Origin of the sequence: Achromobacter deleyi, assembly GCF_902859705.1 — a bacterium.
Lineage (GTDB): Bacteria > Pseudomonadota > Gammaproteobacteria > Burkholderiales > Burkholderiaceae_B > Achromobacter > Achromobacter deleyi.
This window is the reverse complement of record NZ_CADIJO010000020.1, coordinates 49,618-75,345: the sequence shown is the minus strand read 5'-3', so window position 1 is coordinate 75,345 and position 25,728 is coordinate 49,618. Positions and strand designations below refer to the sequence as shown.

Here is a 25,728-nt window from a genome sequence, read left to right as displayed (position 1 = left end):
CTTGAACGAAACCGCGCCTTGTGGGTCAATAAGCAAAAATCCTACTCACCGGATTGTTGCCGTACCTATGATTCTCCAAGGCCCTTATCGGCCGGATCTGCTTGCCGCGGAAACGTTGCCCGATATTCTGGAAGCCACGATCCTGCGGCATCCCGCCGCTGTCGCCATCCAATGGCTGGATCAATCACTGACCTACGACACGCTGGGGCGTCGGGCCGACCTGGCTGCGCACCACCTGATCGAGGCGGGCGTGCGGCCCGGCGACATCGTCGGCCTGTGCCTGCCGCGCGGCGATGACCTGCTGGTCATGCAGGCGGCCATCGCCAAGGCGGGCGCCGCCTGGCTGCCGTTCGAATCCGATACGCCCGCCGACCGCATGCTGGTCTGCCTGCAGGACGCGGGTTCGCGCGGCCTGATCGCCGGTGGCGACGTGCGGCTGGACGGCATGCTGACTTGGACCACCTGGCAGTTGTCCGAGCCGGTCGAGGGGTCACTGCGCCGGCGCGCGGGGCTGCTGCCCGAGCACCCGGCCTACGTCATCTACACCTCGGGGTCTACCGGCAAGCCCAAGGGCGTGCCCATCAGCCAGGCCAGCATCTGCCACTTCCTGCGCAGCGAAAACGAAGTGCTGGGCGTGCGCCTGGGCGACAAGGTGTACCAGGGCTTTTCGGTCGCCTTCGATATGTCGTTCGAGGAAATCTGGATCAGCTACCTGGTCGGCGCGACCCTCTGGGTGGCCCCCAAGATGCTGACCACCGATCCCGAAGCGCTGCCCGAGGCCCTGGTGCGCGAAGGCGTGACGGTGCTGCATGCGGTGCCCACGCTGCTGGCGCTGTTCGGCCGCGACGTGCCGGGCCTGCGCATCGTCAACCTGGGCGGCGAGATGTGCCCGGAATTCCTGGTGCAGCGCTGGGCCACGCCGGGCCGCCGCCTATTTAATACCTACGGCCCCACCGAAACCACCGTGTCGGCCAGCCTGGCCGAACTGCTGCCCGGACAACCGGTCACCATCGGCACGCCGCTGCCCAACTACGGCATGCTGATCCGCGGTGAAGACGGCGCGGTGCTGCCGCAAGGGCAGACCGGCGAACTCTGTATCACCGGCCCCGGCGTAGCCGGCGGCTATCTGGGGCGCCCCGAACTGACGGCCGAGAAGTTCCTGGCCAACCCGCGCCCCACGGGCGAGCACGACACCCGCATGTACCGCAGCGGCGACCTGGCCCGCATCGACGAAAACGGCCAGATCCAGTGCCTAGGCCGCAGCGACGACCAGGTCAAGGTGCGCGGCTTTCGGGTCGAACTGGGCGAGATCGAGGCGGCCCTGTACCGCCAGGCTGGTGTGGGCGCCGCCGCCGTGGTGCTGCGCGATCTGGCCGGCATCGACCAGCTGGTGGCATTCCTGACGCCCGAGGGCGACGCCCGGCTCGACCCCCACGCGCTGCGCGCGGCGCTGGCTGCCGAGTTGCCGGCCTACATGATTCCCGCCCGCTTCGAGCTGGTGGCCGAGGTGCCGCGGCTGACCTCGGGCAAGATCGACCGCAAGGCGCTCAAGGCGCGCGAACTGGCCACGGCTTCCGAACCCAGCGGCGAAGACGACATCCCGGCATCGGCCGGCGAACACGCGCTGTTCGAGGCATTGCGGCCGCTGTTTCCGGGCCAGCCGTTGCGCCTGGCCAGCGACTTCTTCCGCGACCTGGGCGGCCATTCGCTGCTGGCCGCGCGGCTGGTGTCGTCGCTGCGCAAGCATCCGCAATTCTCCGCGCTGACCATGCACGAGCTCTACCAGCATTCGGTGCTGGGGGCGCTGGCGGCCCGGCTGGACACGCTGGCGGACGAGGCGGCGGTGGTGCCGACCGAGGCTGGCGCCACAGGCGAGGGCGTAGCGCCAGAGCGTGCGCCCGAATGGCGCCGCTGGGCCTGCGGCCTGGCGCAGTTGGCCGTGCTGCCGCTCTTGATCGGCGTGCGCATGCTGATCTGGCTGACGCCGTTCTTCACCTATCACTACTTCACCGGCGACGAAGGCGATTCGGTCTGGGGCGCCGTGGCGCTGTCCATTGCCAGCTACCTGGCCTGCAACCTGCTCAGCTTCGGCGTGGCGGTGGTGTGCAAGTGGGGCATCCTGGGCCGGCTCAAGCCGGGCCGCTATCCGCTGTATGGCTGGACCTTCTACCGCTGGTGGCTGGTCGACCGCGTGCTGGACATCCCGCCCGCGCATCTGCTGGCCGGGTCGCCGCTGCAGGCCTGGTACCTGCGGGCGCTGGGCGCGCGCATCGGCCGCGACACCGCCATCAGCCGCATTTCCGTGCGTGCGCCCGACCTGCTGACCGTGGGCGACGGCGCCAGCATCGGCGCGGCGGTCAACCTGGAAAACTTCGAAGTGCGCGGCGCGCACTGGGAAGTCGCCCCGATCGTCCTGGCCGACAACGCCTATATCGGCTCGTATGCGGTGGTGCAGGGCAACGTCACGATGGAAGACGGCGCCCGCCTGGAAGGCCTGTCGTCCCTGCCGGCCGGTTCGCGCATTCCCGCCGGCCAGATCTGGACCGGCGCGCCGGCCCGCCACGATCCGCAGGCCCGTGCCCCCGAACTGCCGCCGCGTCCGGTGCGCGAAGGCCGTTGGGCCCGGCTGGACGTGCTGGCCTATGCCGGCGGCGGCACGCTGATCGCCGCGCTGTTCTTCATGCCGGTGTTCCCCAGCTTCGTCTTGATCGACTGGATCGACGCGCGCTGGCTCGACCTGATGGGCTCGCGTGTCTGGTGGCCCAACGCGTTCCTGGCCTATCTGTTGCTGGCCTTGCCCGCCAGCGCCTTGCTGCTGTTCCTGACCGTGCTGGTCTCGGCCATGCTGCGCTGGGCGTTGCTGCCGCGCCTGACGGGCGGGCGTTGGCCCGTCTACGGCCAGATCTACCTGCGGCGCTGGCTGACCAACCAGATCCAGGAATCCAGCCTGAGCGTGCTGCACGGCCTGTATGCCTCCATCTACGCCGGCACCTGGTACCGGCTGCTGGGCGCCAAGGTCGGGCGGGGCACCGAGATTTCCACCGCGATGGGCATCGTGCCCGACATGCTGACCCTGGGCCGCGACAGCTTCATCGCCGACGGCGTGATGCTGGGCGACGAGGAAATCGACCGTGGCTGGATGACCATGCGGCCCACCGTCATCGGCAACCGCAGCTTCGTCGGCAACGGCGCCTACGTGCCGGACGGCTCGGTGCTGCCCGACGATGTGCTCATCGGCGTGCAGAGCCGCGCCCCCGCCAACGCCCGCATGGCCAGCGGCCAGACCTGGCTGGGCAATCCGCCGCTGGCGCTGCCGGCGCGCGAGCAGACGGCCGGCTTTCCCGAGCACCTGACCTTCCGCCCCAGCCTGGGCCGCAAGGTGGCGCGCGGCGCGGTCGAGGGCATGCGCATGATCCTGCCGCTGGCCGTGGTCATCGCCGTGGGCTACCTGACGGTCATGAAGGTCATCCCCATCGCCGTGCGCGACGGCTTCCTGGCTGCCTTCGATGAGCTGATGCTGGCCGGCGTGCTGTATGGCGTGGGCACCTTCCTGTTCCTGGTGCTGCTCAAATGGCTGCTGATCGGCCGCTACCGGCCGCGCGCCGAGCCGATGTGGACGCCGTTCGTCTGGAAGAGCGAAGCCGTCACCAGCCTGTACGAGTCCATCGCGGTGCCCAACTTCTTCAATTTCCTGCGGGCCACGCCCTGGCTGCCGCTGGCGCTGCGCTGCATGGGCGCCAAGATCGGCAAGCGAGTGTTCATGGACACGACCGACGTCACCGAGTACGACTGCGTGTTTATTGGGGACGATGCCGTGCTGCACGCCTGGTCGGGGCCGCAGACTCACCTGTTCGAAGACCGGGTCATGAAAATCGGGCCGGTTCGCATTGGCAACGGCGTCAATGTCGGCCCGCGCACCACGATCCTGTACGACACCCGGGTCGAAGAGGGCGCCCGCCTGGGGCCGCTGACGCTGGTGCTCAAGGGCGAAAGCATTCCCGCCGGCCAGGCCTGGATGGGCAGTCCGGCCACCCCGTGGACGCGGCGCTGATGCGCCTGGCGGCCGCGGGGCCGGCGCCAGGGCCGCGCGGCGCGCATCAAGACGGTTGGGGCAGGGCGGGCTGCGCTATACTTTGAAGGTTTTGTTGCCGCGCACCATTCTTTGCCCGGCCCTTTTCGCCCCGCAGGCCCCAAGCATGCCCTTGCCACCGCCGGATTGTCCTCGCCAGCCGCTGCACACGCGTTCGATACGTGTGCAGTCGTATGCGCGCGATGACGGCAATTGGGACCTGGAAGCCGAGCTCATCGACGTCAAGGCGTACGATTTTCCCAAGCGCGACGGCGAAATGTTCAAGGCGGGGCAACCCATCCACCATATGCACCTGCGCATTACCATCGACGGCGATTTCACCATCGTCGCCGCGCAGGCCGTCTATGATGCCGCTCCCTATGGCGAGCATTGCATGGCCATCGAATCCGCCTACCAAGACCTGATCGGCATGAACCTGCTCAAGGGGTTCCGCCGCCAGGTCAAGGAACGGTTCGGCCATGTCGAAGGCTGTACGCACATGACCGAGCTGTCGCAGGTGCTTCCCACCGCGGCGGTCCAGACCATGGCCAACCGCCGGCGGCAGGAAAGCAACCCGAACCGGCGTCCATTCCAACTGGACGGCTGCCATGCCCTGAGCACCGGCGGCCCGGTGGTGGCTGAGCACTATCCCAAGTGGTACACCGGGGGCAGCGCTGAGGCATCGGCCGATTCGACCTCCGATTCACCTTCTCTTTCTCATACGTCCTGACAGGTAACACATGAAAATCCACGAGTATCAAGGCAAGGAACTGCTGAAGCAATTTGGCGTCCCCGTGCCGCGCGGGATCCCCGCACTTTCCGTCGACGAGGCCGTGGCTGCCGCTGAAAAGCTGGGTGGACCGGTTTGGGTCGTCAAGGCACAAATCCACGCGGGCGGCCGCGGCAAGGGCGGCGGCGTCAAGCTGGCGCGCTCGCTCGACGACGTGCGCAAGCTGGCCTCGGAAATCCTGGGCATGCAGCTGATCACGCACCAGACCGGCCCGGAAGGCCAGAAGGTCCGTCGCCTGTACATCGAAGACGGCGCCGACATCCAGAAGGAATACTACGTGTCGCTGGTCACTGACCGCGCCACGCAGAAGGTCGCCTTCATCGCCTCCAGCGAAGGCGGCATGGACATCGAGGAAGTGGCTCACTCCACCCCCGAAAAGATCATCACCGAATACATCGACCCGCTGACCGGCCTGTCCGCCGAGCAAGCCACCAAGATCGCCAACGCGATCGGCCTGCCCGCCGACTCGACCGCCCAGGCCGTTGACGTGTTCCAGAAGCTCTACAAGTGCTACATGGACACCGACGCCTCGCTGGTTGAAATCAACCCGCTGAACCGCGACAGCAAGGGCAACATCATCGCCCTGGACGCCAAGTTCAACTTCGACCCCAACGCCCTGTTCCGCCACCCGGAAATCGTCGCCTACCGCGACCTGGACGAAGAAGATCCCGCTGAAATCGAAGCCAGCAAGTTCGACCTGGCCTACATTCAGCTCGACGGCAACATCGGCTGCCTGGTGAACGGCGCCGGTCTGGCCATGGCCACGATGGACACCATCAAGCTGTTCGGCGGCGAGCCGGCCAACTTCCTGGACGTCGGCGGCGGCGCCACGGCCGAGAAGGTCACGGAAGCCTTCAAGATCATGCTCAAGAACAAGAGCGTGAAGGCCATCCTGGTCAACATCTTCGGCGGCATCATGCGCTGCGACGTCATCGCCGAAGGCGTGATCGCGGCTTGCAAGGCCGTCAACCTGAACGTGCCGCTGGTCGTCCGCATGAAGGGCACCAACGAAGAACTCGGCAAGAAGATGCTGGCCGACTCCGGTCTGCCGATCATCAGCGCCGACACGATGGCCGAAGCCGCCACCCGCGTCGTAGCCGCCGTCAAGTAAAGAAAAACCCAAGGATTCACAAATGTCGATTCTGATCAACAAGGACACCAAGGTCATCACCCAGGGCATCACGGGCAAGACGGGCCAGTTCCACACCCGTATGTGCCGTGAGTACGCCAATGGCAAGGCCGCTTTCGTGGCCGGCGTGAACCCCAAGAAGGCGGGTGAAGACTTCGAAGGCGTGCCGATTTTCGCTTCGGTGAAAGACGCCAAGGCCGACACCGGCGCGACCGTGTCCGTCATCTACGTGCCGCCGGCCGGCGCCGCCGCCGCCATCTGGGAAGCCGTCGAGGCCGAACTGGATCTGGTGATCTGCATCACCGAAGGCATCCCCGTCCGTGACATGCTGGAAGTCAAGAACCGCATGAAGGCCAAGGGCAGCAAGACGCTGCTGCTGGGCCCGAACTGCCCCGGCCTGATCACCCCCGACGAAATCAAGATCGGCATCATGCCCGGTCACATCCACCGCAAGGGCCGCATCGGCATCGTCAGCCGTTCGGGCACCCTGACGTACGAAGCCGTGGCGCAAGTCACCGAGCTGGGCCTGGGTCAATCCAGCGCCGTCGGCATCGGTGGTGACCCCATCAACGGCCTGAAGCACGTCGACGTCCTGCGCATGTTCAATGACGATCCCGACACCGACGCCGTCATCATGATCGGCGAAATCGGCGGTCCGGACGAAGTCAACGCCGCTGAGTGGGCCAAGGACAACATGAAGAAGCCGGTCGTCGGCTTCATCGCTGGTGTCACCGCCCCTCCCGGAAAGCGCATGGGCCACGCTGGCGCCCTGATCTCCGGTGGCGCCGACACGGCCGACGCCAAGCTGGAAGTCATGGAAGCTTGCGGTATCCGCACGACGCGCAACCCCTCCGAAATGGGCAAGCTGCTCAAGTCGGTGCTGTAAAGTCGGTTGCATGGCAAAAAGGCCCGCCTTGGCGGGCCTTTTTTTCGTTCGTTTTGCGGTGTTTCCTAGGGAAACCCCGTGTCCATGATGCGGCCGGTGAAACATACGGAAAGCTGAACGAAACTATAATGAAAGAAATTCCGCACGTACCCAGCAAGAATGCCGTCGGGCTCGCACCAAGACGGTCAGTACGTCTTTTTGTCTTTTTCACCCATTCATTTGGTTTGTCCTAGGGGGATCACGTCCTAGGAAAGAGAGGTATGGAACTCAGTTCAGCGGCATTCTGGTTAGCGTTGCTCCAGATCATTTGGGTCAACATTCTGCTGTCGGGCGATAACGCCGTGGTCATTGCGCTGGCCGCACGTTCGCTGCCCCCGGCGCAGCAAAAGAAAGCGATCGTGATCGGCTCGGCCGCCGCGATCATCATGCGTATCGTGCTGACGCTGGTCGCCGCCAAGCTGCTGATGCTGCCGTGGCTCAAGCTCATCGGCGCGCTGCTGCTGGTGTACATCGGCGTGACGCTGCTGCTGCCCGAAGGCGAAGAAGAGGGCGACGGCAAGACCCATGGCAACCTGATGACCGCAATCCGCACTATCATGATTGCCGACCTGGTCATGAGCCTGGACAACGTGGTGGCGGTTGCCGCCGCGGCGATGGGCGACACGACCCTGCTGGTGCTGGGTCTGGCGATCAGTATTCCGCTGGTGATTTTTGGCAGCACGCTGCTGCTCAAGGTCATCGAACGCTTCCCGCTCATCGTGTGGGTGGGGGCGGCGCTGTTGGGCTTCATTGCCGGCGAACTGCTGGTGGGTGATCCGGCCCTGCAAGAACCGGTGGCGCGCATCGACGCGGCATTGGGCATGACGCAGCACAGCTTCGGACTCCTGACCGGGGTACTGGGCGCGGTGCTGGTCCTGGCAATCGGTAAAGTTTTGCTGATTCGCCAGAAAGCTGACTGAAAGCTGAACTACAATAATAAGTTGTTTTGAATAGGCCCGCCGCGTGCACAACGCGGCGGGTCGGCCGGCACGGGGCCGGCTTTTCTTTTGATAAATGCCTTCGGGGGTTCAAATTGCTTGAGTTTTTCCAGACGCTGAGTTGGGCAGCGGTATTCCAGATCATCCTTATCGACATCCTGCTCGGCGGCGACAACGCGGTGGTCATCGCGCTGGCCTGCCGCAACCTGGAGCCCAAGCAACGCATGCAGGGCATCCTGTGGGGCACCGCCGGCGCCATCATCCTGCGCGTCGTGCTGATCGCCTTCGCACTGACCCTGCTGTCGATTCCGTTCCTGAAGGTCGTGGGCGGCCTGTTGCTGGTGTGGATCGGCGTCAAGCTGCTGGTCCCCGAGGACGACGCGCACGGGAACGTCAAGGGCGGGACATCCATCGTTGCCGCCATCAAGACCATCATCATTGCTGACTTCGTGATGAGCCTGGACAACGTCATCGCCATTGCCGGCGCCGCCCAGAACGCCCACGCCGATCACCAGATCGGCCTGGTGATCTTCGGCCTGGTCGTCAGCGTGCCCATCATCATCTGGGGCAGCACGCTGGTCCTGAAGCTGATCGACAAGTACCCGCTGGTTGTTACGTTTGGCGCGGCGCTGCTGGGCTGGATCGCGGGCGGCATGCTTATTACCGATGTGGTTGTCGAACGTCAATTCGGCGTTCAGCCCACTACGGTTAAAATCGCTGCTGAAATTATCGGCGCCTTGCTCGTTGTTGTCCTTGGACGGTGGCTGGCAAGCCGCAAAACCGCTTCCAAGGAATCAGCACATGAGTCTGCGTAGATCCGTCGATCCCCAGCAATCCGAATCGGGCCTGAGCCTGTTGCAGGGCCTGTTCGTGCTGGCCATCCTCGGGGTAGTCGCGACGGTCATCGTCTCCAACTTCGTTTGATGACGCCTCGTGTCACTGCCACAACGCCTGGTCATTGCGACCCGCGCCAGCCGGCTTGCCCTGTGGCAAGCCGAGCATGTGCGCGATCGGCTGCGCACGCTGTACCCAGCGTGCGCGGTTGAACTCCTCACCCTGACGACCCGAGGCGACCAGATCCTCGACCGCACCCTGTCCAAGGTGGGCGGCAAGGGCCTGTTCGTCAAGGAACTCGAAAACGCGTTGCTCGACGGCCGTGCCGATCTGGCCGTGCACAGTCTGAAAGACATGCCGGTCGATCTGCTGGCGCCATTCGAACTGTGCGCCGTGCTCGACCGTGCGGACCCGCGCGACGCCTTCGTCTCCAGCCGCTATGCCACACTGGCCGATCTGCCGGCCGGTGCGGTGGTGGGTACGTCCAGCCTGCGCCGCGAGTCCCAGATCCGTGCGCGCTATCCGCAACTGGTGGTCAAGCCGCTGCGCGGCAACCTGGATACTCGCCTGGGCAAGCTCGACCGCGGCGAGTACGACGCCATCGTGCTGGCTGCCGCTGGTTTGAACCGGCTGGGCCTGACCGACCGCATCCGCTGCCTGCTCGATCCGGCCGACTGCCTGCCGGCGGCCGGGCAGGGCGCGCTGGCCATCGAGATCCGCGACGACCGCGACGACCTGCGCGCCTGGCTGGCCCCGCTCAATGACGAGCATGCCACCTTGTGCTCGTTGGCCGAACGCGCCGTGTCGCGGCGCCTGGGCGGTTCCTGTCAGGTGCCGCTGGCGGCCTATGCCGAAATCTCGGGCGACAGCCTGACCCTGCGGGGCCTGGTGGCATCGCCCGATGGCACGCGCATGCTGCACGCCGAACGCACTGGCCCGTTGGCCCAGGCGCAGGCGATCGGCGAGGCGGTCGCCGCCGAGCTGTTCGATGCCGGCGCACAGGCCATTCTCGACGAGCTGCTGCAAGACGCCGAACCCGACTGATGGGCAAGGCCGCCGCCGCTCAAGCGCCGCGCGTGGCTGTCCTGACGCGGCCTGCCGGCCGCAACGAGGCCCTGGCCGGCCGGCTGCACGCCGCCGGCTGGACCGCCTTCATCCTGCCCGCCCTGGAAATCCATCCCTTGCCCGCACCCGCTGCCAGCCTGCCCCGGCCGGCCGACTACGACATGGTCGTGTTCGTCAGCGGCAATGCGGCGCGGCAGTACCTGGACCAGCTGCGCCAGGCCGACGGCGCGGTAGCCTGGCCGGCGCACGTCGCGGCGGCCACCGTGGGTCCCGCCAGCGCGGCGGGGCTGTTCGAGCTGCCCGGTTTTGGCGCGAATACAACAGTCCTGCATCCCGGCGAACACGCCGCCAGCCATGATTCCGAGGCCCTCTGGGACGTGCTTTGCGGCCTGCCGCAGCTGCCGCGGCGCGTGCTGCTGGTGCGCGGTACCCAGGGCAGGGACTGGCTGGGCGATCAATTGCAGGCGCATGGCGTTGCCGTGACACGTCATGCGGCCTACCAGCGCTGTCCGGCGCACTGGGACGCGAGCCAGTTGGCCACCCTGCAACGCTGGGCCGCGGACGGTGTGGCGCCCTGCTGGCTCATCACCAGCGGCGAGGGCGCCGATGCCGTGCGCGATGCCCTGCAGGCGGCCGGATTGGCCCCGTGGTGGGCCGACTGCGGCTTCGTGCTGACACACCCCTCGCTGGCACGGCGCGTGCCGCAGCCCGCGCCTGGCAAGGCTACGCAAGCAATGGTAAAAATCTGCTTGCCCAACGACGAGTCGATTTTCCAGGCTTTTGTTGCTGCTTGATTCGTTGCATCGGACGGACACCGAATACAATCGCGTCATGACAGACAAGACTCCCGCTACCGATCCGGCCGTTCACCCGGCCGCCCCGGGTGCCAGCGCGCCCGCATCGGCCCCGGCCGATCCCGTCAAGGCCCGTCCGGCCAAGCGCGGCAGTGGCCCATTGGTCACCGCGCTCATCCTCGTCATCCTCCTGGCCGTCGGCCTGGGCTTTGCGCTGTGGAAGCAACGCACCCAGTTCGTCGCCGCCGGACGCGAGGTCGCCACGCGCCTCGATACGCTCACGACCGATCTCGCGCAGGCCCGCAAGGACACCCGCGAAGCGCTGGCGCTGGCGCAAGCCCAGGCCGGCCGCCTGGGCGACCTGGAAGACACCGTCCGCGAAACCCAAAGCCAGTACAACGCCCTGCAACAGGCCTGGCAGAACTTCAACGACAGCGCCAGCGACGAACTGCTGGCCAACGACGTCGAACGCCTGCTCACCATCGGCAGCCAGCAACTGCGCCTGGCCGGCAACGTGTCCAACGCCATCGTTGCGCTGGAAACCGCGCAATCGCGCCTGGCGCGCGCCGACCGTCCGCGTTTCTCCAGCCTGCAGCAGGCCATCAACGGCGACCTGGATCGCCTGCGCGCCGTGTCCACCGTCGACATCCCGGCGCAGTCTGCCCGCATCGAGCGCCTGTCGGCGCTGCTCAGCAAGGCGCCCCTGCTGGTGCCGGACGCCGCTGCCCCCGGCATCGCTCCGGCCAGCGAGGCTCGTCCCGCGGCCCCGGCCCCGACGATCGATCCTCAGGCCGACCTGCCGGCCGACGCGCCCTGGTGGCAGCGCTGGCGTGCCGAAGTGGCCTCGTGGCCCGGTCGCGCCGGTTCCGCGCTGGCCCACGAACTGGGCGGCCTGATCACCATCCAGCGCGTCGACGAACCGGCTGCGTTGCTGCTGTCGCCCGAACAGGCCGACCAGGTGCGCGCCACGCTGCGCCAGCGCCTGCTCACCGTGCAGTTGTCCATGCTGATGCGCCAGCCCGCCGTCTGGAAGAGCGAACTCGACAACGTCGGCACCACGCTGGCCAAGTACTTCGACAATCGCTCTCCCGACACGGTCGCGGCACAGACCCTGGCCCGCGAACTGGCACAGACCGACATCGCGGTGCGCATGCCCGACGTCTCGGATAGCCTGAACGCCATCGCCGCCCTGCGCGCCGCCGGCTTCAAGACCACCGACCAGGACTAAGGCCATGCGTACCTGGTTCTGGACTCTGCTGCTTGCCGTCATCGCCGTTGCGCTGGCGGTGGTGCTGCGCTCCCATTCCGGCAACGTCCTGCTGCTGGTCTGGCCGTGGCGCATTTCCATGTCGCTCACGCTGGCGGTCCTGTTGATCGTGGCGGCGTTCGTGGTGCTGTACATCGGCCTGCGTCTGCTGGCGTGGCTGCTGGCCATTCCCGACCGCGTGCGTGCGTGGCGCGGCAAGCGTGCCCAGGCGCGCGACCACGAACTGCTCGAGCGCGGCTGGATCGGCCTGCTTGAAGGCCGCTATTCGCACGCCGAAAAAGACCTGACCAAACTGCTCGAGCAGACCAAGGTGCAGACCCGCCGCGTGCTGGCCGCCTTGTCCGCTGCCCGCGCCGCGCATGGCCTGGGCGAATTCGACCGCCGCGACCGTCTGCTGGCCAACGCCCAGGAACAAGCGGGCACCGACCCCGGCTTGGTTGAAGCGACCGCCACGGTGTCGGCCGACATGCTGCTGGACCAGGGCCGCGCCGAGCGCGCGCTGGCCGTGCTGTCGCCGCTGGCAGATGGCGGCGCCCGCCATCTGCATACGATGCGCCTGCTGCTGCGCGCGCATACGGCCCTGGGCCACGATGAACAGGTCTTCACGCTGGCCCGCGGCCTGCTGCGCCGCAATGCCCTGGCCCGCACCGAAGGCGATCACCTGATCGACGTCGCCGGCGCCGCGCGCCTGCGCGCCGGGGCTGCCAGCGATGCCTGGCGCGCCATCTGGAAAGACCTGAAGGCCGAAGAACGGCTGCTGCCCGAAGTGGCGCTGGCTGGCGCCTCTGCCTTCGAGGCAGCGGGCGAAGCCAACGAGGCCGCCAAGGTGCTCGAAGCCGCTATCGCCGTGAAGTTCAATCCCGCGCTGGTGGCGGCCTACGCCCGCTGCGACGCCGAACAAGTGTCGCGCCGGCTGGCCAAGGCCGAAACCTGGCTGCAGCAGCGCCCGACCGATCCCGACCTGCTGACCGCGCTGGGCATGCTGTGCCTGAACGGCCAGCTGTGGGGCCAGGCCGAACGCTATCTGCTGCGCAGCCTGTCGCGCCGCAGCGATGCGCAGACCCATGCGCTGCTGGGCAGCCTGTACGACCGCCTGGATCGCCCGGCCGACGCCGTGCGCCACTGGCGCCTGGCCACGGCCGCCAGCATGGCGCTGCCGGTGCTGGCCGCCGACGCGTCGCTGCCGGCCGCCGACATCGGCTCGGATCCTTATCGCGTCGACGCCGAAGGCGGTTATGCGGTGGGCCTGTCGGATGCCGATGCCGACATCGGCGGCGATTACCCCGCGCTGCCCCCCGCCGTGGCCGCGTCCGCGTCCGACTACGTGCTGGATCCGGATGCGCGCGCCAGCAAGGAACAGCAGGCCCGTGCGCTGGCGCCGGAAGACGCGCCCGTGGCGGGCGGCTCGTCCGACTTCGACGAGTATTTCGACAGCGCCCCGATCCCGGCGGCGGCTTTCGACAGCCCCGTACCCAGCTACTCGCCAGTGCCGCCCGCGGCGCCGGCGGTGCCCAAGCCCGCCGCGCCTGCCGCGCCGGTGCCGACCACCAAGCCGCCGTTCAAGGACGACGGTTCGCTTTGATCCCTTTTCAGTTCAGACCAACAAGGTTTAATCATGAGTCTTGATCGCGTGTCCCCCGGCAAGAAGCTGCCGGAAGACTTCAACGTCATCATCGAAATCCCCATGAACGCCGACCCGGTGAAGTACGAGGTCGACAAGGACACGGGCGCGATTTTCGTTGACCGCTTCATGCTGACGGCCATGCACTACCCGTGCAACTACGGCTACATCCCGCAGACCCTGTCCGAAGACGGCGACCCCGCCGACGTGCTGGTGCTGACCCCGTTCCCCATCCAGATCGGCGCCGTGGTGCGCTGCCGCGCCATCGGCGTGCTGGAAATGGACGACGAGTCGGGCGGTGACGCCAAGCTGCTGGCCGTGCCGATCGAAAAGCTGTACCCCCCGTACCGCAACATCAAGTCGTACGAAGACCTGCCGACCGAAGACGTCGCTCGCATCCAGCACTTCTTCGAGCACTACAAAGACCTGGAAAAGGGCAAGTGGGTCAAGGTCAAGGGCTGGAAGGGCGTCGACGCCGCCCACGAGGAAATCGTCAAGAGCGCAGAACGCTACAACAAGGCCTGATACTCAGGCTTTGCGCCGCGCCGGGCTTGCCCCGGCCGGCGTCTTCAGGCGGCGCGGCCGCGACGGCATGATGCCGATCGCCGCCGCGCCGTTGTTTTGCGGGCCCACGAGATTCTGCGACACCTCGGCCGCCGCCGTCTGGATGCGCGTTTGCAGCAGCGCCAGGCGGTCGGGCGGGGTACGGGCTTCGGCCGCGATGAACACCAGGCTGCCGACGACTTTCTGCTCAGGGCTGAAGATGGCCGAACCAATCCCCATCAGCCCAGGGTCGACCTCGCCATGCGACACGCACACGCCAGCGGTGCGCAACCGTTTCAGGTTGGCGCGAAACGCATCCCAGTCTTCGCCCAGCCCGGCCTCGCGGATTTCGGCCGCGTGCCACAGCATCAGGTTGCGCAACTGGTAGGGTGGCAGATTGGCCAGGATGGGCTTGGCGGTGGCGCCGCGGAACATCGGAAAGGGCCGGCCGCGCGCATAGCTGGATTCGATCGAATGGTCGGTCCAGTAGCGGTCCACGCACATGACCTTGTCGCCGTAGTAGCTGCACAGCATCAGGTTGGCGTGCAGCTCGTCGCCGGTGGCGCGCATGACCTCGCGCGCCGCGCGCATCAGCGGATCGTGCTGGCGCAGGTGGCGGTCCAGTTCGATGATGCGCGAGCCCAGCACATAGGCGCCGCCCGCGGTCGGCGCCAGGAGGCCGCTTTCGGTCAGCGACTTGAGATAGCGATAGGCGGTGGCGCGCGAGCACTCCAGATGCGCCATGACGTCCTCCTGGAAGGCGGCGGTGGTGTCGTCGCGGAATAGATCGAGGATGGACAACATGCGATCGGGAGTGCTCATTGCTGCAGACGCGCCTAGTGAATGTGGAAGCCGCCGTTGACGTCGACCACGATGCCGGTTGAGTAGGAGGACAGGTCCGAGGCCAGGAAAAGAATGGCCTGCGCGACTTCGACGGGTGAGCCGAAGCGTTGCAGCGGAATGCCCTGTTTGAGTTCTTGTTCCCAATTTTCGCCGAATTTGCCGAGCGTCATGTCCGTTTCGATGATGCCCGGCGCCACGCAGTTGGCCCGCACGCCGCGCGGGCCCAGTTCGCGCGCCAGCGCCTTGGTGAAACTGATCACGCCGCCTTTGGATGCGGCATAGTGCGAGCCGCCCAGCAGTCCACCGCCACGCAGCGCGGCGGTGGACCCCAGGTTGACGATGGCCGGGCGGCGGTCGCTTTCCAGCAGTCGGGGCAGCGCGGCGCGCGTGACGTTGTACGTGCCCGTCAGGTTCACGTCGAGCATGCGGCGGAATTCGTCCTCGGCCAGGTCCCAGATGCGGGTGGCGGCGACGATGCCCGCGTTGTTCACCAGCACGTCGACCCCGCCCAGCGCTTGCGCAGCCCGGGCGACCGCCTGTTCGCACGACGCCGTGCTGGACACGTCGCAATGCAGGTTGACGCGGCTGCCGGCCAAGGCCGCGTCGGCCTCGTCCGGATAGGCGTAGTCCAGCACCGCGATGGTGGCGCCTTGCGCGAGGAACTGCGCCGCGATGGCGGCGCCGATGCCACGGGGGTTGGCGCCCCCCGTGATGATGGCCCGCTTGCCGGCCAACAGTTCAGAAGTGCCGTCGGTCATGACTTCACCAGCGGGCAACCGCCTTGGTTCAGCGGACGGAAGGCCTGTTCGGCGGGAATCTTGCGCACCAGCGTGTAGTAGTCCCAGTCGCGCTTGGACTCGGACGGCTTTTTCACCTGGAACAGGTACAGGTCGCGCATCACGCGGCCGTCTTCGCGGATGCGGCCGTTGTCGGTCATGAAGTCGTTGATCGGCGTGTCATGCATCTTCTTGAGCACGGCTTCGGAAGCATCGGTGCCGGCTGCCTTGACCGCGTTCAGGTAGTGCATCGTGGCGCTGTAGTTGCTGGCCTGCACCATCGACGGCATGCGGCCGGTGCGCTTGAAATAGCGCTCGGACCACTGGCGCGCCTTGTCGTCCTGGTCCCAGTAGAACGGCTCGACCAGGTTCAGGCCCTGGGCGTATTCCAGCCCGACGCTGCGCACATCGACGATGCTCATGAACAGGGCAGCCACGCGCTGCTTGCTGCCCATGATGCCGAACTCGAACGCCTGCTTGATGCTGTTGATGGTGTCGCCGCTGCCGTTGGCCAGCCCGATCACCTGGGCCTTGGACGCCTGGGCCTGCAGCAGGAACGACGAGAAGTCGGCGCTGGCGATGGGGTGGCGCACGCTGCCGACCACCTGGCCGCCCTTGGCCTTGACCACCGCCATGGCGTCGCGTTCCAGCGAATGGCCGAAAGCGTAGTCGGACGTGATGAAGAACCAGCTCTTGCCGCCGTCTTCCATGACGCCGTTGGCCACGCCCGTGGCGTAGGCGTAGGTGTCGTAGGTCCAGTGGATGCCGTTGGGCGAGCAGGCCTTGCCGGTCAGGTCGGCCGAGCCGGCGCTGGTGAAGATCACCACGCGCTTCATCTGGCGTGTCAGGTCCTGCACCGCCAGGGCGATGGCGGAATTGGGCACGTCCAGGATCAGGTCGACCTTCTCGTTCTCGTACCAGCGGCGTGCGATGGACACGCCGATGTCCACCTTGTTCTGGTGGTCGGCGGACACCACTTCGATGGGCTTGCCGAGCACGCTGCCGCCGAAATCCTCGACTGCCATCTTCACGGCCTCGACGCCGAACTTGCCGGACAGGTCGGCCATCATGCCGGACTGGTCGCCCAGCACGCCGATCTTGACGACATCGTCCGACACCTGGGCGTGGGCCGACAGCGAAACCGCACCCAGCGCGCAGGCGGCCAGGCAAAGCTTGAAACGGGTCTTCATGGTTTGTCTCCTTGGGGGCTTTATGTCTTGTTGCGCGCCGTCCTGTGCCGGCCGGTCACGCGGATGCGGCCGGTGCGGCGCCTATTCCAGCTTCTGGCCGGCGAAGGCGTCGATGAACAGGTTGGGTTTGAGAAAGAAGCTGAGCACCAGCGCACCATGCGGCGCGCGCGCCACGTGCTGGTTGCCGCGCGGACGCCAGACGTAGTCGCCGGCGCGCACTTCGCCTTCGGCATCGACGATGGAGCCTTCCAGCACGTAGGTCTGTTCGACCTCGACGTGCTCGTGCAGCGGCAGTTCGGTGCCGGGTTGCCAGCGGAACAGGGCGGTCAACAAGCCGGATTCCTTGTCCTGCATCAGCACCTTCATATCGATGCCTTCCACCTGCGTGGGTTTCCAGGGCAATTCGTCGACTTTCAGAAAGCGCGAAGCCAGCGGCGGCAGCGCATTGGCTGCGGGGCAGCCGGGGGTTTCGAGGGCCATGATGTCTCCTAGCCAGAACTCGTTATGGAAGATAAACGAAGAATCTTGTTATTGAGTGTTTAAAAATAGTCGCGTATATTGAGATTAATGTCAACGTCGTTTTGAACCAAACAGAACGGCGAGGGCACAGGCCGGACCCAGAGATCCGGTGCATATAAGACAAGGAGACAAGCTTGAATCAGGACTATCTGGGCCAGACCTTCGGGCTGGCCGGGCGCACCGCGCTGGTGACGGGGGCCGCGCGCGGGTTGGGCTACGCCATTGCAGCCGGCTTGGGCCGGGCAGGGGCCCATGTGGTGATCAACGATCTGTCGCAGGCGGCCTGCGATGCGGCTTGCGCACAACTGGCGCAGGCCGGCATCACCGCGCGCAGCGCGGTGTTCGACGTGGCCGACGGCGCCGCCGTCGCCCAGGCGGTCGCCCAGCTGGAAGCGCAGGGCGTGCAGATCGACGTGCTGGTCAGCAACGCCGGCAACCAGAACCGCAAGCCGGTGGTCGAGATGACGCCCGCCGAATGGCAGGCGCTGCAGAACGTCCACGTCAATGGCGCGTTTCACTGCGCCCGGGCGGTGCTGCCCGCCATGGCCGCCCGCGGCTTCGGCCGCATCGTGCTGATGTCGTCCGTGGCCGGGCAGGCCACCATGCCCAACATCGCCGCCTACGCCACCGCCAAGGGCGCCATTGCCGCCTTCACCCGTGCGCTGGCCGTGGAATACGGCGCCAGCGGCATCACCTGCAACGCCTTGGCGCCAGGCTTCGTGCGCACCGATTTCACGCAGGGGCTGCAGGACAACCCCCAGTTCCAGTCGTTCCTGGCGACCGCCGTGCCGACCGGGCGCTGGGCCGCGCCGGAAGACATCGCGCCGGCCGTGGTCTACCTGGCCTCGCCGGGCGCGTCCTTCGTCAATGGCCATGTGCTGGCCATTGACGGCGGCCTGTTGGCCCGCATGTAGGAGACGCGCCATGAGCACCCAAGCGGTTCTGTCCGCCCAGGGGCTGGTCAAGCGGTTCGGCGGCTTCAATGCCGTCGACGGCGTGTCCCTGGCCCTGCGCGAAGGCTCCATCCATGCATTGATCGGCCCCAACGGCGCCGGCAAGACCACCTGCTTCAACCTCCTGACCAAGTTCCTCACGCCGGATCAGGGCGTGATCCATTACCGCGGCCGCGACATCACGGCGCTGGCGCCCGAGCAGATCGCGCGCCTGGGTATCGTGCGCTCGTTCCAGATCTCGGCCGTGTTCCTGGGGCTGACGGTGCTGCAGAACATGCGTGTGGCGCTGATGCGCCAGCATGGCGACGGCTTGCGTTTCTGGCGCAGCCGCCGCAGCGTCGACCGCCTGAACGACCAGGGCCTGGCCCTGCTTGAGGCCGTGGGCCTGGGCGGCCTGGCCGATACCACCGCCGCGCTGCTGCCCTATGGGCGCAAGCGCGCGCTGGAAATCGCCATGACGCTGGCGCTGGAACCTGAAGTGATGTTGCTGGACGAGCCCATGGCGGGCCTGGGCCAGGAAGACGTGGCCCGCATCGCGGCGCTGATCCGCCGCGTGTCGGCCAACCGCAGCATCCTGATGGTCGAACACAACCTGTCGGTGGTGGCGGACCTGTCCGACACCATCACCGTGCTGGCGCGCGGTGCGGTGCTGGCGCAAGGCGACTATGCGGCCGTCTCGCGCGATGAGCGCGTCATCACCGCCTACATGGGCTCGGACGAGGGAGAGGCCTGATGCTGTCGATCAAAGACCTCAACGCCTGGTACGGCGAATCGCACGTGCTGCATGGCGTGGACATCGAGGTGCAGCGTGGCGAACTGGTCACCATCCTGGGCCGCAACGGCGCCGGCAAGACCACGTTGCTGCGCGCCGTCATGGGCATCCTGGACAAGCGCCGCGGCTCGATCCGCCTGAACGGCCAGGAAACGGTGGGCATGGCGCCGCACCGCATCCCGCGGCTGGGCGTGGTGTATTGCCCGGAAGAACGGGCGGTGTTCCGCAGCCTGAACGTCACCGAGAACCTGTTGCTGCCACCGCGCCTGGCCGACGGCGGCATGTCGCTCGATGAAATCTACACCCTGTTTCCCAACCTGCGCGAACGCAGCGCCAGTTCCGGCGGCAACCTGTCCGGCGGCGAGCAGCAGATGCTGGCCATCGCCCGCATCCTGCGCACCGGCGCCCAGCTGATCCTCCTGGACGAACCCACCGAAGGCCTGGCCCCGGTGATCGTGCAGCAGATCGGCCAGGCCATCCGCACGCTCAAGGAGCGCGGCTTCACCATCGTGCTGGTCGAGCAGAATTTCCGCTTCGCCACCAAGGTGGCCGATCGCCACTACGTGATGGAGCATGGCTGCGTGGTCGACCAGTTGTCGGCGCAAGAGGCGCGCAATGATCCTGCCCGGATCGCGCGCCGCCTGGGTGTCTGAGGGGGAGAATCCTGTGTTCGAAATTTTCGGCGTGCCGTCTACGGCACTATTCGGCCAGCTCCTGCTCGGCCTGATCAACGGCTCGTTCTACGCCTTGCTCTCGATCGGGCTGGCGGTGATTTTCGGCCTGTTGAACATCATCAACTTCGCCCATGGCGCGCAGTACACCGCGGGCGCTTTCCTGGCCTGGATGCTGCTGAACTACCTGGGCGTGAACTACTGGGCCGCGCTGGTGCTGGTGCCGCTCATCATGGCGGCGTTCGCCATCGTGGTCGAACGCCTGCTGATTTCCCGCACCTATCGCATGGATCACCTGTACGGGCTGCTGCTGACCTTCGGCCTGGCGCTGCTGATCGAAGGCGGCCTGCGCCAGGCCTATGGCGTGTCGGGTTTGCCCTACACGATACCGAAGGCGCTGTCGGGCGGCGTGAACCTGGGCTTCATGTTCCTGCCCTGGTATCGCGGCTGGGCGGTGGTGGTGTCGCTGGTGCTGTGCCTGGCCGTGTGGGTGCTGATCGAGAAGACGCGGGTGGGCGCCATGCTGCGCGCCGCCACCGAGAACCCGACGATCGTGCGCTCGTTCGGCATCAATGTGCCGCTGCTCATCACGCTGACCTACGCATTGGGCGTGGCGCTGGCGTCGGTGGCGGGGGTGATCGCCGCGCCGATCTACCAGGTCAGCCCGATGATGGGTTCGAACCTGGTGGTGGTGGTATTCGCGGTGGTGGTGATCGGCGGCATGGGTTCCATCATGGGGGCGATCGTCAGCGGCTTCGGGCTGGGCATCATCGAAGGGCTGACCAAGGTGTTCTACCCGGAAGCGGCCAACCTGGCGATCTTCATCATCATGGTGCTGGTGCTGCTGTGCAAGCCCGCGGGCCTGTTCGGCAAGCCGTTGCAGGTGCAGAACGTGCTGGCGGCAGAAGCCACCCGCCAGCCGGTGCAACTGAGCCGGCGCGCCATGCGCGTCTGCATGGCGGTGCTGGCCGTGGTGGCGCTGGCCGCACCCTGGTTCGTCTACCCGACGTTCCTGATGAAGGTGCTGTGCTTCGCGCTGTTCGCGGCGGCCTTCAACCTGCTGGTGGGCTACGTCGGGTTGCTCTCGTTCGGCCACGCGGCCTTCTTCGGCGCGGCGGCGTACGCCACCGGTATCGTGATGAAGCTGCTGGGCGCCACGCCCGAACTGGGTCTCCTGGCCGGGGTGCTGACCGGCGGCCTGCTGGGGCTGGCGTTCGGCGCCATCGCCATCCGCCGCCAGGGCATCTACTTCGCCATGATCACGCTGGCGCTGTCGCAACTGGTGTACTTCATCGCGGTGCAGGCGGGCTTTACCGGGGGCGAAGACGGCTTGCAGAGCGTGCCGCGCGGCAAGCTGTTCGGCCTGTTCGACCTGGAAGGCGTGATGCCCATGTATTACTTCACGCTGGCCGTGTTCGCGCTGGGCTATGCCTTCGTGCTGCGGGTGTTGAATTCCCCCTTCGGCGAGGTGATCCGTTCGGTGCGCGACAACGAGCAGCGCGCCCGTTCGCTGGGGTATTCCACGTCGCGCTACAAGCTGCTGGCCTTTACGCTGTCGGCCTCGGTGGCGGGGCTGGCGGGTGGCTTGAAGGTGCTGGTGTTCGGCGTGGCATCGCTGACCGACGTGCACTGGCACGCCAATGGCGAGGTGGTGCTGATGGCGCTGCTGGGCGGCATCGGCACGGTGTTCGGTCCGCTGGCGGGCGCCTTCACCTTTGTGTCGCTGCAGAACTACCTGGCGCCGCTGGGGTCCTGGGTGCTGATCGTCCAGGGCGCAATCTTCGTCCTGTGCGTCCTGCTGCTGCGCGACGGCATCATGGGCCTGGTGTCCCGGGCCTGGCTGGCGGTCTTCCGTGAGAAAAAGGAATCCTGATGTTCTTGCATATCGTGATGCTGCAATTGTCCGGCGCCGCCGATGCGCGCTTTCATGCCCATGTGCAGGCCTACTGCGACCGCATCCTGGCTGAATGCGATGGCGTGGCGGGCTACGCCTTCCGGCCCAACCAGGCCAGCCGGTCCGACGGGCTGACCCACGCCGTGGTGGCGACGTTTACGGATGCCGCCGCCCACGACCGTTACCAGGTGTCGCCTGCCCACCAGGAAATGAAGGCCTATATGGCCGGATTCATCGAGCGGCTGGTGGTGTTTGACGGCGAAATCCCTACAATTTCCTGAAACTCGCGCCCCAAGGCCGAATCGCCGCCTTGCCGAACGGGGGGGACCCCCGTCCCCCCGGAAAGGGATAAACTCGCGGATGATTTTTGGCCACCGGGCTGCCTCACTCGTCATAGGTTGATCGATCATGGACTACGTATTGCCTCCCCAGCCGCAAACCGCGGTTCCCGTAGCCGGCAGCGCCGCGCTGTTCCCCGTGCGCCGCGTCTACTGCGTCGGCCGCAACTACGCCGAGCACGCCAAGGAAATGGGCTTCACCGGCCGTGAAGATCCCTTCTTCTTCTGCAAGCCCGCCGACGCCGTGCTGAGCGTGGCCGATGGCGAAACCGGCAAGATGCCGTACCCGCCCAAGACCTCCAACCTGCACTATGAAATGGAACTGGTCGTGGTGCTGGGCAAGGGCGGCCGTGACATCCCGGTCGAAGAGGCCAACGAATGCGTCTGGGGCTACGCCCTGGGCCTGGACATGACCCGCCGCGACCTGCAAGGCGAGATGAAGAAGCAGGGCCGCCCCTGGGAAGTGGGCAAGGCCTTCGACCTGTCGGCCCCGCTGGGTCCGATCCACCCGCGCAGCGTGGTCGGCACCCTGGACAAGGGCGCGATCTGGCTCGACGTGAACGGCCAGCGCAAGCAGGCCAGCGATATTTCCCAGATGATCTGGAACGTGCCGGAAAGCATCGCCTACCTGTCGACCCTGTTCGAACTGCAGCCGGGCGACATCATCTTCACGGGGACCCCGGAAGGCGTGGGCGCCGTGGTGCAGGGCGACGTCATCACCGGCGGTGTGGAAGGCCTGGGCGAGCTGCGCGTCCAAATCGTTTAAAGTACGCCCCGGATCCGTTTCTTCACTTCAGGAGCGCCAGCATGCGCAGCAAGATCGTGCTGACCGCCTTCGTCGTGTTCGGCTTCGTGCTCGCCGGTTGCAATACCGTTGCGGGCATGGGCAAAGACATGTCGCGGGCCGGCAACGCCATCACCAACGCCGCGGACAAGTAATCGTCCGGCGGCGGGAAAAGAAAAACCCCTTGATTTCTCAAGGGGTTTTTTCTTTTGAGGGCGTAGCGTGGGGGCTACAACACATCACCCGCGTAGTCGGCCAGGCGGGAACGTTCGCCGCGTTGCAGCGTGACGTGGCCCGAATGCGGCCAGCCCTTGAAGCGGTCGACCACGAACGTCAGGCCCGAACTGCCTTCGGTCAGGTAGGGCGTATCGATCTGGGCAACGTTGCCCAGGCAGATCACCTTGGTGCCGGGGCCGGCGCGGGTCACCAGCGTCTTCATCTGCTTGGGCGTCAGGTTCTGGGCCTCGTCGATGATCAGGTACTTGTTCAGGAAGGTCCGGCCGCGCATGAAGTTCAGGGATTTGACCTTGATGCGTGAACGGATCAGGTCCATGGTGGCGGCGCGCCCCCAGTCCCCGTTGCCTTCGCCTTCGCCCATGTTCAGGACGTCCAGGTTGTCTTCCAGGGCGCCCATCCAGGGAAGCATCTTCTCTTCTTCGGTGCCGGGCAGGAAGCCGATGTCTTCACCGACGGGCACCGTGACGCGGGTCATGATGATTTCGGTGTAGCGCTTGGTTTCCAGCACCTGCGTGATGCCCGCGGCCAGCGCCAGCAGCGTCTTGCCCGTGCCTGCCTGGCCCAGCAGCGACACGAAGTCGCATTCCGGGTTCATCAGCAGGTTCATGGCGAAGTTCTGCTCGCGGTTGCGCGCCGTGATGCCCCAGACATTGTTCTTGCCGTGGGTGTAGTCGCGCAGCGTCGCCAGCACCGCCATCTTGCCGCTGACCTCGCGCACCTGGGCATACAGGGGCATCTGGCCTTCGAAATAGACGAACTGGTTGACCACGAACTGCGAGCACAGCGGGCCGTGGATGCGGTAGAACGTGGTGCCGCCCTGTTGCCAGGATTCGACGTCCTTGCCGTGCTTGTTCCAGAAGTCTTCGGGCAGCTGCATCACGCCCGAATACATCAGGTCCGAGTCTTCCAGGACATGGTCGTTGAAGTAGTCTTCGGCGGCCATGCCCAGCGCACGGGCCTTCAGGCGCATGTTGATGTCTTTCGACACCAGGACGACTTCGCGCTGGGGGTATTTTTCCTGCAGGGCCCGCACCACGCCCAGGATCTGGTTGTCGGCCTTGCCCATGGGCAGGTCCGAGGGCAGGGTGCTGTGGATGGCGGTGGTCTGGAACAACAGGCGGCCGGTGGCGTCCTTGTTGCCCAGCTTGGCCAGTTCCAGCCCATCGTCCAGCTGGGTCGTGTCCTGCACCAGCGCGTCGAGCGACCGGCTGACCTGGCGGGCATTGCGCGCCACTTCCGACATGCCCTTTTTCTGGTGGTCCAGCTCTTCGAGCGTCATCATCGGCAGGAAGATGTCGTGCTCTTCGAAGCGGAACAGCGAGCTGGGGTCGTGCAGCAGCACGTTGGTGTCCAGCACGAACAGCTTGCGCGGCGCGTTCTGGGCACGGGCCTTGCCGCGCTTGGCCGGGGCCGCGGCGGGCTTGGCCTGGCGGGCTTCGGCCCGGGGGGCCGGAGCGGCGGGCGCAGGCGGTGGCACCTGGCGGGCAGGCGCGGGAATCTGCGCCTTGCGGGCCGGTGCGGCCATGCCTTCGAGTTCGGGCTGCATCAGCAGCTCGTCTTCGTCGTCCTCGGCCAATGCGGCCTGGGTGTTCGACCGCGCAGCGGCAGTCTTGGGGGTGCGGGCCTGCGCCCGGGCGGTTTCGCCCGAGGGGAAGGTCAGGATGGCTGCGGGGCGGGTAGGCAACTTCGGAAGCGGCATATGCGTCACTCTCCAGTATGGGCCGGCTATAGCGCCTGACGGGTATTCCTGTGCACGGCTAACCGATGCTTTTTGCGGCCTGCAGGACTTCCTTGGCGTGGTTCGGGACCTTCACCCCGCGCCACTCCTGCACCAGCACGCCATAGGCATCGATCAAAAAGGTGCTGCGCTCGATGCCGCGCACCTGCTTGCCGTACATATTCTTCTGCTTGATGACGCCGTACAGATTACAGACGGTTTCGTCGGCGTCGGAGATGAGAGGGAAAGGAAGTTCGTACTTGGCCTTGAAGTTCTCGTGCGATTTCAGCGAATCGCGCGAGATCCCGACCACCACGGCGCTGGCCGACAGGAAGTCGGCATGCAGGTCGCGGAAATCCTGGCTTTCGGTGGTGCAGCCAGGGGTGTTGTCCTTGGGATAGAAGTACAGAATCACGGCGCGGCCCTGGCATTGCTCGAGGCTGATCGGGCCAATGGTGCTTTCAGCGGTGAACAGCGGGGCGGGTTTGCCTATGATCGGCATCATGTCTGGGGATCTCCGTTGGGGGGGATGAGGGCGACGACGACGCGCCGGCCCTCCGCCATCAGGATGTTGTAGGTGCGAGAGGCGGCGTGGGTATCCATGATTTCCACGCCGATGCCCGCCGCCAACAGGGGACGCAGCACGTCGGGACGCAGGAACTGTTGCCGGCCGCCCGTGCCCACCAGCAGCACTTCGGGCGCGTTGGCCGGGCGGCTGGGGGTGGCTTCGGGTTCGTCCAGGAAAGCCAGCGGGTCGCGGACGGGCTCGGACAATCCGGCCGCCTGACGCAAGAGGGTGGGGGTGATGTCGGCCGGCGACTCTACGGGCCAATGGGTAACTTCGCCTTCGGGGCCAAAAGCGACCGAGGAGGAAAAACGTACCTGGTTGACCTCGATATAGCCGTCACCATAGGCGGTGACGGTGTTCAGAGCGGCCGTCGCAGGATCGGTATGCAGCTTCAATAAATACTCCGGCTTTATGCCTCCGATAATAGCGCATGAACCGGGCGTTATGTTGCAGTGTGTCCACTAGGGAAATAGGGCCTTTTCAGCCCCATT

26 protein-coding genes are annotated in these 25,728 nt (G+C 66.2%); 19 read left to right on the top strand and 7 right to left on the bottom strand.

Translation table 11 applies throughout. The annotated features are described in order from the left end of the window. The first annotated feature begins 67 nt into the window (after window positions 1–67). From HV798_RS23910 to ppa, 12 genes are all read left to right on the top strand, one after another. A complete protein-coding gene (locus HV798_RS23910) occupies window positions 68–4,051 on the top strand; it encodes a Pls/PosA family non-ribosomal peptide synthetase (protein ID WP_175193941.1) in 3,984 nt (1,327 codons plus the stop codon). Between the two features lie 145 nt (window positions 4,052–4,196). Further along, window positions 4,197–4,799 (top strand): DUF2889 domain-containing protein, encoded by a 603-nt coding sequence (locus HV798_RS23905; protein ID WP_175193942.1) that lies wholly within the window; start codon window positions 4,197–4,199, stop codon window positions 4,797–4,799. Window positions 4,800–4,809: 10 nt separating this feature from the next. Beyond that, window positions 4,810–5,970, top strand: a complete 1,161-nt coding sequence (gene sucC / locus HV798_RS23900; protein ID WP_013392544.1) for an ADP-forming succinate--CoA ligase subunit beta — start codon at window positions 4,810–4,812, stop codon at window positions 5,968–5,970. Window positions 5,971–5,992: 22 nt separating this feature from the next. Next, window positions 5,993–6,874 carry a succinate--CoA ligase subunit alpha gene (gene sucD, locus HV798_RS23895; protein WP_025140295.1) on the top strand — a complete coding sequence of 294 codons (882 nt, stop codon included), beginning with the start codon at window positions 5,993–5,995 and terminating at the stop codon, window positions 6,872–6,874. Window positions 6,875–7,134: 260 nt separating this feature from the next. Beyond that, window positions 7,135–7,833, top strand: a complete 699-nt coding sequence (locus HV798_RS23890; protein WP_175193943.1) for a TerC family protein — start codon at window positions 7,135–7,137, stop codon at window positions 7,831–7,833. 113 nt (window positions 7,834–7,946) lie between these two features. Continuing rightward, window positions 7,947–8,666 (top strand): TerC family protein, encoded by a 720-nt coding sequence (locus HV798_RS23885; protein ID WP_175193944.1) that lies wholly within the window; start codon window positions 7,947–7,949, stop codon window positions 8,664–8,666. Next, a complete protein-coding gene (locus tag HV798_RS31860) occupies window positions 8,653–8,775 on the top strand; it encodes a hypothetical protein (RefSeq protein ID WP_006218348.1) in 123 nt (40 codons plus the stop codon). Before HV798_RS23885 ends, HV798_RS31860 begins: the two co-directional genes overlap by 14 nt. A gap of 9 nt (window positions 8,776–8,784) precedes the next feature. Then, a complete protein-coding gene (gene hemC, locus HV798_RS23880; RefSeq protein ID WP_175193945.1) occupies window positions 8,785–9,729 on the top strand; it encodes a hydroxymethylbilane synthase in 945 nt (314 codons plus the stop codon). Continuing rightward, the gene (locus HV798_RS23875) at window positions 9,729–10,544 is read left to right on the top strand and encodes a uroporphyrinogen-III synthase (protein ID WP_175193946.1); all 816 of its coding nucleotides are present in this window, start codon (window positions 9,729–9,731) and stop codon (window positions 10,542–10,544) included. The genes hemC and HV798_RS23875 overlap by 1 nt, the downstream gene beginning before the upstream one ends. Before the next feature lie 37 nt (window positions 10,545–10,581). Then, complete coding sequence (locus tag HV798_RS23870; protein ID WP_175193947.1) at window positions 10,582–11,772, top strand: uroporphyrinogen-III C-methyltransferase; 1,191 nt, start codon at window positions 10,582–10,584, stop codon at window positions 11,770–11,772. Between the two features lie 4 nt (window positions 11,773–11,776). Then, window positions 11,777–13,393 (top strand): heme biosynthesis HemY N-terminal domain-containing protein, encoded by a 1,617-nt coding sequence (locus tag HV798_RS23865; protein ID WP_175193948.1) that lies wholly within the window; start codon window positions 11,777–11,779, stop codon window positions 13,391–13,393. Window positions 13,394–13,426: 33 nt separating this feature from the next. Continuing rightward, window positions 13,427–13,957: an inorganic diphosphatase gene (ppa, locus tag HV798_RS23860; RefSeq protein WP_025140302.1), complete on the top strand. Its 531-nt coding sequence runs from the start codon at window positions 13,427–13,429 to the stop codon at window positions 13,955–13,957. 3 nt (window positions 13,958–13,960) lie between these two features. Here ppa and HV798_RS23855 read toward each other — a convergent pair whose 3' ends face one another. The 4 genes from HV798_RS23855 to HV798_RS23840 form a co-directional block, all read right to left on the bottom strand. After that, window positions 13,961–14,797: an IclR family transcriptional regulator gene (locus tag HV798_RS23855; protein WP_025140303.1), complete on the bottom strand. Its 837-nt coding sequence runs from the start codon at window positions 14,795–14,797 to the stop codon at window positions 13,961–13,963. Between the two features lie 14 nt (window positions 14,798–14,811). Continuing rightward, window positions 14,812–15,576, bottom strand: coding sequence for an SDR family NAD(P)-dependent oxidoreductase (locus HV798_RS23850; RefSeq protein WP_175193949.1), 765 nt, complete (start codon window positions 15,574–15,576; stop codon window positions 14,812–14,814). Then, window positions 15,573–16,784, bottom strand: coding sequence for an ABC transporter substrate-binding protein (locus HV798_RS23845; protein ID WP_175193950.1), 1,212 nt, complete (start codon window positions 16,782–16,784; stop codon window positions 15,573–15,575). Before HV798_RS23845 ends, HV798_RS23850 begins: the two co-directional genes overlap by 4 nt. 81 nt (window positions 16,785–16,865) lie before the next feature. Next, on the bottom strand, window positions 16,866–17,264 hold the full coding sequence (locus tag HV798_RS23840) for a cupin domain-containing protein (protein WP_175193951.1): 399 nt from the start codon (window positions 17,262–17,264) through the stop codon (window positions 16,866–16,868). A 173-nt stretch (window positions 17,265–17,437) separates the two neighbouring features. On the opposite strand from HV798_RS23840, the gene HV798_RS23835 reads away from it, so the two are divergent. From HV798_RS23835 to HV798_RS23805, 7 genes are all read left to right on the top strand, one after another. Beyond that, window positions 17,438–18,217, top strand: coding sequence for an SDR family NAD(P)-dependent oxidoreductase (locus HV798_RS23835; protein ID WP_175193952.1), 780 nt, complete (start codon window positions 17,438–17,440; stop codon window positions 18,215–18,217). Between the two features lie 10 nt (window positions 18,218–18,227). Then, the gene (locus HV798_RS23830; RefSeq protein ID WP_025140308.1) at window positions 18,228–18,989 is read left to right on the top strand and encodes an ABC transporter ATP-binding protein; all 762 of its coding nucleotides are present in this window, start codon (window positions 18,228–18,230) and stop codon (window positions 18,987–18,989) included. Further along, complete coding sequence (locus HV798_RS23825) at window positions 18,989–19,681, top strand: ABC transporter ATP-binding protein (RefSeq protein ID WP_175193953.1); 693 nt, start codon at window positions 18,989–18,991, stop codon at window positions 19,679–19,681. The genes HV798_RS23830 and HV798_RS23825 overlap by 1 nt, the downstream gene beginning before the upstream one ends. A 13-nt stretch (window positions 19,682–19,694) precedes the next feature. Further along, window positions 19,695–21,572 (top strand): ABC transporter permease, encoded by a 1,878-nt coding sequence (locus HV798_RS23820; RefSeq protein WP_175193954.1) that lies wholly within the window; start codon window positions 19,695–19,697, stop codon window positions 21,570–21,572. Further along, a complete protein-coding gene (locus HV798_RS23815) occupies window positions 21,572–21,874 on the top strand; it encodes a Dabb family protein (RefSeq protein WP_175193955.1) in 303 nt (100 codons plus the stop codon). Before HV798_RS23820 ends, HV798_RS23815 begins: the two co-directional genes overlap by 1 nt. A gap of 127 nt (window positions 21,875–22,001) precedes the next feature. Beyond that, complete coding sequence (locus HV798_RS23810; RefSeq protein WP_175193956.1) at window positions 22,002–22,697, top strand: fumarylacetoacetate hydrolase family protein; 696 nt, start codon at window positions 22,002–22,004, stop codon at window positions 22,695–22,697. A 41-nt stretch (window positions 22,698–22,738) separates the two neighbouring features. After that, complete coding sequence (locus tag HV798_RS23805) at window positions 22,739–22,870, top strand: entericidin A/B family lipoprotein (protein ID WP_006388428.1); 132 nt, start codon at window positions 22,739–22,741, stop codon at window positions 22,868–22,870. Between the two features lie 74 nt (window positions 22,871–22,944). On the opposite strand, the gene HV798_RS23800 is transcribed toward HV798_RS23805, so the two are convergent. The 3 genes from HV798_RS23800 to HV798_RS23790 are packed head-to-tail and all read right to left on the bottom strand — an operon-like array spanning window position 22,945 to window position 25,632. Then, entirely contained in the window at window positions 22,945–24,651 is a 1,707-nt protein-coding gene (locus tag HV798_RS23800; protein WP_175193957.1) for a PhoH family protein, read from the bottom strand. 58 nt (window positions 24,652–24,709) lie between these two features. Next, complete coding sequence (locus HV798_RS23795) at window positions 24,710–25,174, bottom strand: peroxiredoxin (RefSeq protein WP_025140314.1); 465 nt, start codon at window positions 25,172–25,174, stop codon at window positions 24,710–24,712. Continuing rightward, entirely contained in the window at window positions 25,171–25,632 is a 462-nt protein-coding gene (locus HV798_RS23790; RefSeq protein WP_025140315.1) for an Mth938-like domain-containing protein, read from the bottom strand. Before HV798_RS23790 ends, HV798_RS23795 begins: the two co-directional genes overlap by 4 nt. Between the last annotated feature and the right edge of the window lie 96 nt (window positions 25,633–25,728).